We start from the raw sequence: 7021 nt of genomic DNA on the forward strand, positions 1-7021 counted from the left end.
GTAGATAAAAACAATTCGGTTCAAGCAATTTCTGATCGAATCGCAGGAAAAGCCAAACTTGGAGCAGAACGCGTTTTAGGTACAAGTATTCAAAATGTGAAAGTATCTGCCACACCGTATGATGCGAGCCAGGTAAGCCAACAGGGGCGCGGTCAAAACCAGGCGCGTGTTAGATAATCTTGGTCAAATAGGACCGAATTTTGATAGGGAGGCACAGAGCATATGAAACAACCACCACGTAGCTGGTATCCATATAGAAATCGTATTATTGGCGGACTGATTGCATTCATTTTTGGTTTACTGTGGATGTGGTTAGGTTTTGGACCTGCCTTATTTATCCTAGTATTCTCAGTAATTGGATACATTGCAGGGGCATATTTTGATGGACAAATTGACTTAGAAAGTTGGTTCTCATTTTTCAATTTTTAGCATCATATTGTTTGAGTTAAGTAGATAAATTTGATATGATAATTACAACTTATGGGTTATATTATTTAAAAATGAAAGAAATGGGGTATTTGACATGTCAGAGAACGTAAAACACACGAACGATTTAACTTTTGAAGACCGTGTATTAGAAAAAATTGCTTTCTACACAGTTCAAAATATTGATGGTATTTTAGAATTAAAGGGAAACCTTACTTCTGGAATCATGAACTTCTTCTCTAGTAGCGAAGACGAAACTAAAGGTGTTAGCGCCGAAGTTGGTAAAAAAGAAGTAGCTTTAGACCTTGAAGTGATTGCTGAATATGGCAAAGATATTCCTGCTGCTTTTGACAAAGTGACTAAAGCAGTGAAAGAAAACGTTCAACAAATGACTGGTTTAACAGTTGTTGAAGTGAACATGAACGTAAACGACGTGTTAACACGCGCAGAGTATGAACGTGACCAAAACGAACAAAAACGTGCAGCTGAACAACAACGTCGTCAAGCAAACCAAAGTGGTCAATACACTGACGGTTCACGCGTACAATAATTTTCACCAGAAGGAGGCGGGTTTACACTCGTCTCTTTTTCCTTGAAATCACCTATGTGAAACGGTTTCTTATGAATTTTGTTTGACAATTATAGACTCGATGCTTATACTTATTTTGAAATCAGATAACTATATCGATGATAAGAGACAAGCTTTAGGATTGGACATTAGGGACAAGTTGGTTAGTGAGAAACTTGCAAGATCATATAGCGAACCACTCTTTAGATCGCACCGAAACAGATGGCATTATGCACATGTGATAAGGTGTACGGGTTGCCCCCATTATCAGCAATTGAGGATAAGATATGCCCTGCATATATTATCGAACTTGGGTGGAACCACGCATATTGTTTATTAGCGTCCCATTCTAGTCTTTTCGGCTAGGATGGGGCTTTTTTATTTTTCAAAAGGAAAAAGGAGGAAAAACATGATTGACTTAGTATTCCCAGATGGGGCCAAAAAATCATTCGAAGCAGGCGTTACTGGTCGTGACGTTGCTGCATCAATTAGTAACTCATTAGCAAAACGCGCATTAGCGGCTAAAATTGACGGTGAACTGGTAGACTTAAATGCCCCAATTAATGAAGGTGGTGCGATTGAAATCGTTGACCCTAAACATGAAGATGCATTAGGTATTTTACGTCACTCTACTGCTCATTTAATGGCGCAAGCGATGAAACGTTTGTATCCAGGTATTAAATTTGGTGTCGGTCCAGCCATAGAAACTGGTTTCTACTATGATACGGACCAAGAGAAACAAATCGCTGAAGAAGATCTACCAGTAATTGAAGCTGAAATGGCTAAAATTGTAAAAGAGAATTATCCAATTGAACGTCGCGAAGTGACACGTGCTGAAGCCAATGAAATCTTTGCGGATGATGAATATAAATTGGAAATCATCGCAGATTTACCAGAAGATGAAACTTTAACAGTTTACTCACAAGGTGAATTCACTGACCTTTGTCGTGGAATTCATGTACCATCAACTGGTTATATTAAAGAATTCAAACTATTATCTGTTGCCGGTGCATACTGGAGAGGTAACTCAGATAACAAAATGATGCAACGTGTTTACGGTACAGCATTCTTCGAAAAACGTGACTTGAAAGAATTCATTAAACAACGTGAGGAAGCTAAAGAACGTGACCACCGTAAATTAGGTAAAGAATTAGATATCTTCATGGTAAATCCAGAAGTTGGTTCTGGTTTACCATTCTGGTTACCAAAAGGTGCTACAATCCGTCGTATTATTGAACGGTATATCATAGACAAAGAAGTTTCTTTAGGTTACGAACATGTGTATACACCAATTATGGCAGATGTTGAATTATATAAAACTTCTGGTCACTGGGACCACTACCATGAAGATATGTTCCCACCAATGGATATGGGTGACGGTGAACAATTAGTTTTACGTCCAATGAACTGCCCACATCACATGATGGTTTATAAAAATGATATTCACTCATATCGTGAATTCCCAGTTCGAATTGCGGAATTAGGTATGATGCACCGTTACGAAAAATCTGGTGCCTTATCTGGTTTACAACGTGTACGTGAAATGACTTTAAATGATGCGCATATCTTTGTACGTCCAGACCAAATTAAAGAAGAATTCACACGAGTATTGCAATTAATCAAACAAGTTTATGATGACTTTAATATTACAGACTACCGTTTCCGTTTATCTTACCGTGATCCAAACAATACTGATAAATACTTTGATGATGACGAGATGTGGGAAAAAGCACAAGCAATGCTTAAAGAAGCAATGGATGACCTAGGTCTAGATTACTTTGAAGCAGAAGGTGAAGCAGCGTTCTACGGTCCTAAATTAGACGTTCAAATGAAGACTGCTTTAGGTAATGAAGAAACAATGTCTACTGTTCAATTAGACTTCTTATTACCAGAACGTTTTGACTTAACTTATGTTGGTCAAGATGGCCAAGACACTCACCGTCCAGTAGTTATCCACCGCGGTGTTGTTTCAACAATGGAACGTTTCGTTGCTTACTTAATTGAAGAATATAAAGGAGCATTCCCAACTTGGTTAGCACCAGTTCAAGCTAAATTAATTCCAGTTAACGATGAAGCACATGGCGAACATGTTGAAGAAATTCGTCGTCGTATGAAAGCTGCGGGTATGCGTGTTGAAGTAGATAACCGTAACGAAAAAATGGGTTACAAGATCCGTGAAGCACAAACACAAAAAATCCCATATCAATTAGTATTTGGTGACAATGAAATAGCTGAAAACACAGTAACAGTACGTCGCTATGGCTCTAAAGAAACATCATCAATGCCATTTGATGAATTCTTAGCACAATTAGAACAAGACATCAAAGCATATAAATAAAAGGGTGTAAGCGAGACCGCTAAGCTCAACAACACTGGAATAATAGTGCCGTATCATACAAAGTGTGATGCAAACTATTCTGAAGTGGACTTGAGCTGGTCGAGCGCATCCGACTAAACAGGGTTAGAGAACCAACGACCTACTAATATAAATCGAAAAAAACGCCGATAACAGTTGTTATTGGCGTTTTTTACTATGCACATATAAAAAGAGAGATTGAATTTTCACCTAATCTCTCTACTATTTTATAAATATAAATCCCCGGCTTGTAATACGGGTTCTAAGTGACCTAATGGAATGGTCGCCATACTTGGGCGTAAAGTTCCTTTGTTTTCATCGCGTCCTTGGATAACCAATTTTGCGTCGTCTTGACGGTAAGTGTTGATCCCCTTAACGATTAATTGTTGGGTTTGGTCGCTAGAATAACGGTTGAACAATACCGCTAACTTAACGAAAGGTAATTGTGTCATCATTGGATAGTCACCCATAGAGTCTCCAAATACCAAAGCTGGTTGCTTGTCGTGTTCGGCTACCATGAAGTTCTTAATCACTTCTACTTTTCCTAAGCCCTTAGTGATAAAAGTGCCTTCTTCCAGACGAGAATCCATAATGCCATTTTCATCCACATCGTAGCACTGGCCGAAAACTTGGCTTTTGTCTAAGTTGAATGGTGCTTGAGTGACCACTGAACGCACCAAGTCAATTGGACTAGCTGTGATTACATAAATCGTAATGTTATTGTCTTTAAGGATTTTCCATAAGTGAAGGATCTCACTGGGAATGCGAATGCCTTGTTCGAATGAGGCTTCTACTTTTCCGACCTTGCTCTTAATATGTGGGCTAGAAAATAGTCGGCGTAGGGCGATTGGTTTAGCCAAGGCGTCCTGGAATACAGCTATAGATAAAGCTTTGAATTCTTCAACAGTATAGCCTTTGAACCAGTAAATCGGTGAATTTTCGCCAGGTGTTCTTTGGAATTCACTACCTGCTAATTGGTAGAATAAACGTAATTTCGCCGCAAATTCGTTGAATTGGGTCAATTCCTTCACCTGTTCTAGTGGCAGGCGTTCACTCTCGTCTAAGGCAATATAGTCTGTGTATAAAACTTGGTATTGGGCGATGATATCATCTGCCAAATCAGTGTAAGTTGCCATATTTTGTGAATTCGGGAAAATAGGCTGGTTGAAATTCATCGGGCCGGTAGTTAAGACGTCATAGAATTCATCTGGTGTCATCTTGTAGGCCAAGTGATCAATCATATACATCATTAGATGGTCTTCAATATCGTGCATGATTGTAGTATTGTCAAAATCAAATACAGCGTATTCAGTATCTTGCTTGCTTACACTTGCATCTGAAGCTGATTCACGAATCACTGTATTCAGACGTTGGACAACAAAGGGGTCCCATTTTTGTTGGTTGATATTTAATGGCATAAAAATCTCCTCGCATGTTTATAAATAAATTGATTTTATCACTAACTTACATCACATTATAAAGTAAGCGTAATAATTTCATGTAAAACTAAGTCATAATTAAGTAAATGAAATCTTTATCTGAAGTCGCACTGTGGTTCGTGGTGGTTATAGACACCAATCGTCTCCAGAAATGATTCGATTGTAGTTGGCCCGACAAATTTAAAACCGCGTTTCTTCAGTAATTTCATCAGCGCTTTATTGATTTCGTCTTCATTTCCGTCAAATTCGGTCACCAATTGATGTGCTGTTTGGTAGATGAAATCTCTAAAACTTGGAAAATGAGTATCCTCTTCGATTGCTAGCGCACACTGGGCGTTGTTTATCATAGCTTGGATCTTTTGGCGGTGACGAATGATCCCTTCATCAAGCATAAGCCGGTCAACATCAGTTTCATCAAACTTTGCCAAGGACTCCATGTCAAAATCAGCAAAAGCTGCTCTCAGTGCTGGCCGCTTTTTCAGGATAATAGCCCAGGACAAACCAGCTTGCATGGATTCTAAGCACAGGGCCTCAAAGACTGTCTGACTAGTGGTTTTATCTTGACCCCATTCCTCGTCATGATAAGCAATCATGTTTGGGGTATTGGCAAATTGACAGCGTATGACCATGAAAAAAACTCCTTCACCTTGAAAGTTTCACTAGGATTTCTTAGTGTGTCCAAATTATAGCAAATTTAATCCAATTATAATAGTTGGGTTCGTTATAAACGATTACTCATGATTAAGGTAAGGTATTATCAATATCTTGAAACCTTCACTATAATGAAGGTGTGAAAAGAAAATAATTTGATATGGGGGAAGGGTATAATGAAGCATTTTGTGAAGTTGGGGTTATTGGGATTATCGGCAACGGTGCTTGCAGCGTGTTCTAGTGATAGTGGTGAGGAAACTACTATTCGAGTCGCGACGTCACCTGGTCCTTATAGCGAGTTATTTTTAGACCAAGTGGCACCTAAGTTAGAAGAAGAGGGTTATACAGTTGAAGAAATTGAGTTTACGGACTTGCGGTCAGCGGATGTGGCCCTACAAGAAGGGTCAGCTGATTTAAACGTAGACCAACATTCCTTGTATTTAGCCAACTTTAATGAAGAAGCGGGTGCAGAACTGACGGCTGTGACACCGGTACCGACAGTGCCAGCAGGTCTGTTCCCTGGCACCAAAGATGATTTGGCTGCTGTCTCAAGCGGTGACCGTGTGGGTATCCCGGATGATCCGTCAAATTATACAAGAGCTTTACTCGTTTTAGAAAAAGCGGGTTGGATTGCATTAAGTGAGGATGCCAATCTGGAAAGTTTAACTGTTGATGACATCGCAGAAAATACAGCGGGAATTGAAATCGTGCCTATGCAATCAGCGACCATCCCAAGAACCTTGGAAGATTTAGCCTACGCCATTATTCCTGGTTCAATCGCCTATGATGCGGGCGTTGACTTCTCAACTATGTTATTAGCGGAGGATGTGCGGGAGGACTTGTTACTGCAAGCCGTAGTTTCCGGTCCTGAAACAGCAGAAGAAGAGTGGGTGCAAGCAGTCGTGGATGTCTATCATTCGGATGAGTTTGAATCACAAATTGAAGAAATTAATAATAATTCGGATAAAACTTACTGGATCATTCCAGATTAAGAAATCCGAAAGAAAGTGTGAATATTATTAGAAAACGTTTACACAAAAGGGTCATTTCCTATATTATAGGGGTATCAAGAGAATAGGAGTGATGTACATGGTGGAAGTTTACACAAACTACTGGGAAAATCGACGCGATGGCGTTCGAAAGGAACATGGGTCATATGCTAGCGAGGAAGAGGCCTTTGAGGGCATTCAAAGCTGGTGGACACTTCATCAAGAAAAGTATGCCGATGTGAATAAACGACGGACCAATTCAGGTGCCCTAGAAATTACATATGGTGATGACAACTACTACTATCGTATTGAGAAACGGCATTTGGACAAGTTACCATCGACTAAATGTAAGTTGAGAAGTCCTGGTGAGATTGACAGTAAACGTAAGCTGGAGCAATTAGATGAGGAAAGCTTCCTATTTGAAGAATTAGCAGAACCTTATCGTGACCTACTACTTGTTGCAATGGGGAATGGACAGCGGGTCAAGGACTTTATCTACGATGAAAAAGGGCGACCAATCCGCGAGCTGACTAAAGTATAAAACTTAAAAGAAATGATTGACAAAGAGATGCCATGGTGTTATGCTATTGAG

General features: G+C 39.6%; 7 protein-coding genes. 5 read left to right on the forward strand and 2 right to left on the reverse strand.

Annotated elements, in window-relative coordinates; all coding sequences use genetic code 11:
* Nucleotides 1–222: 222 nt before the first annotated feature.
* From ACRCJ0_RS08030 to thrS, 3 genes are all read left to right on the forward strand, one after another.
* Nucleotides 223–429 (forward strand): DUF2273 domain-containing protein, encoded by a 207-nt coding sequence (locus tag ACRCJ0_RS08030; RefSeq protein WP_059349071.1) that lies wholly within the window; start codon nucleotides 223–225, stop codon nucleotides 427–429.
* Between the two features lie 94 nt (nucleotides 430–523).
* On the forward strand, nucleotides 524–976 hold the full coding sequence (locus tag ACRCJ0_RS08035) for an Asp23/Gls24 family envelope stress response protein (RefSeq protein WP_417892905.1): 453 nt from the start codon (nucleotides 524–526) through the stop codon (nucleotides 974–976).
* A gap of 427 nt (nucleotides 977–1403) precedes the next feature.
* Nucleotides 1404–3332 carry a threonine--tRNA ligase gene (gene thrS, locus ACRCJ0_RS08040; protein ID WP_431390120.1) on the forward strand — a complete coding sequence of 643 codons (1929 nt, stop codon included), beginning with the start codon at nucleotides 1404–1406 and terminating at the stop codon, nucleotides 3330–3332.
* Nucleotides 3333–3577: 245 nt separating this feature from the next.
* Here the strand turns inward: thrS and ACRCJ0_RS08045 are convergent, their stop codons facing one another.
* On the reverse strand, nucleotides 3578–4768 hold the full coding sequence (locus ACRCJ0_RS08045) for a hypothetical protein (RefSeq protein WP_431387491.1): 1191 nt from the start codon (nucleotides 4766–4768) through the stop codon (nucleotides 3578–3580).
* 116 nt (nucleotides 4769–4884) lie between these two features.
* Nucleotides 4885–5418 carry a DNA-3-methyladenine glycosylase I gene (locus ACRCJ0_RS08050; protein WP_419970734.1) on the reverse strand — a complete coding sequence of 178 codons (534 nt, stop codon included), beginning with the start codon at nucleotides 5416–5418 and terminating at the stop codon, nucleotides 4885–4887.
* Between the two features lie 198 nt (nucleotides 5419–5616).
* Between ACRCJ0_RS08050 and ACRCJ0_RS08055 the strand changes: the two genes are divergently transcribed.
* The gene (locus tag ACRCJ0_RS08055; protein ID WP_419970735.1) at nucleotides 5617–6432 is read left to right on the forward strand and encodes a MetQ/NlpA family ABC transporter substrate-binding protein; all 816 of its coding nucleotides are present in this window, start codon (nucleotides 5617–5619) and stop codon (nucleotides 6430–6432) included.
* Nucleotides 6433–6529: 97 nt separating this feature from the next.
* Entirely contained in the window at nucleotides 6530–6970 is a 441-nt protein-coding gene (locus ACRCJ0_RS08060; RefSeq protein WP_431387488.1) for a hypothetical protein, read from the forward strand.
* The last annotated feature ends 51 nt before the right edge of the window (nucleotides 6971–7021 follow it).

It is taken from the genome of Aerococcus sp. L_32 (genome assembly GCF_050689315.1).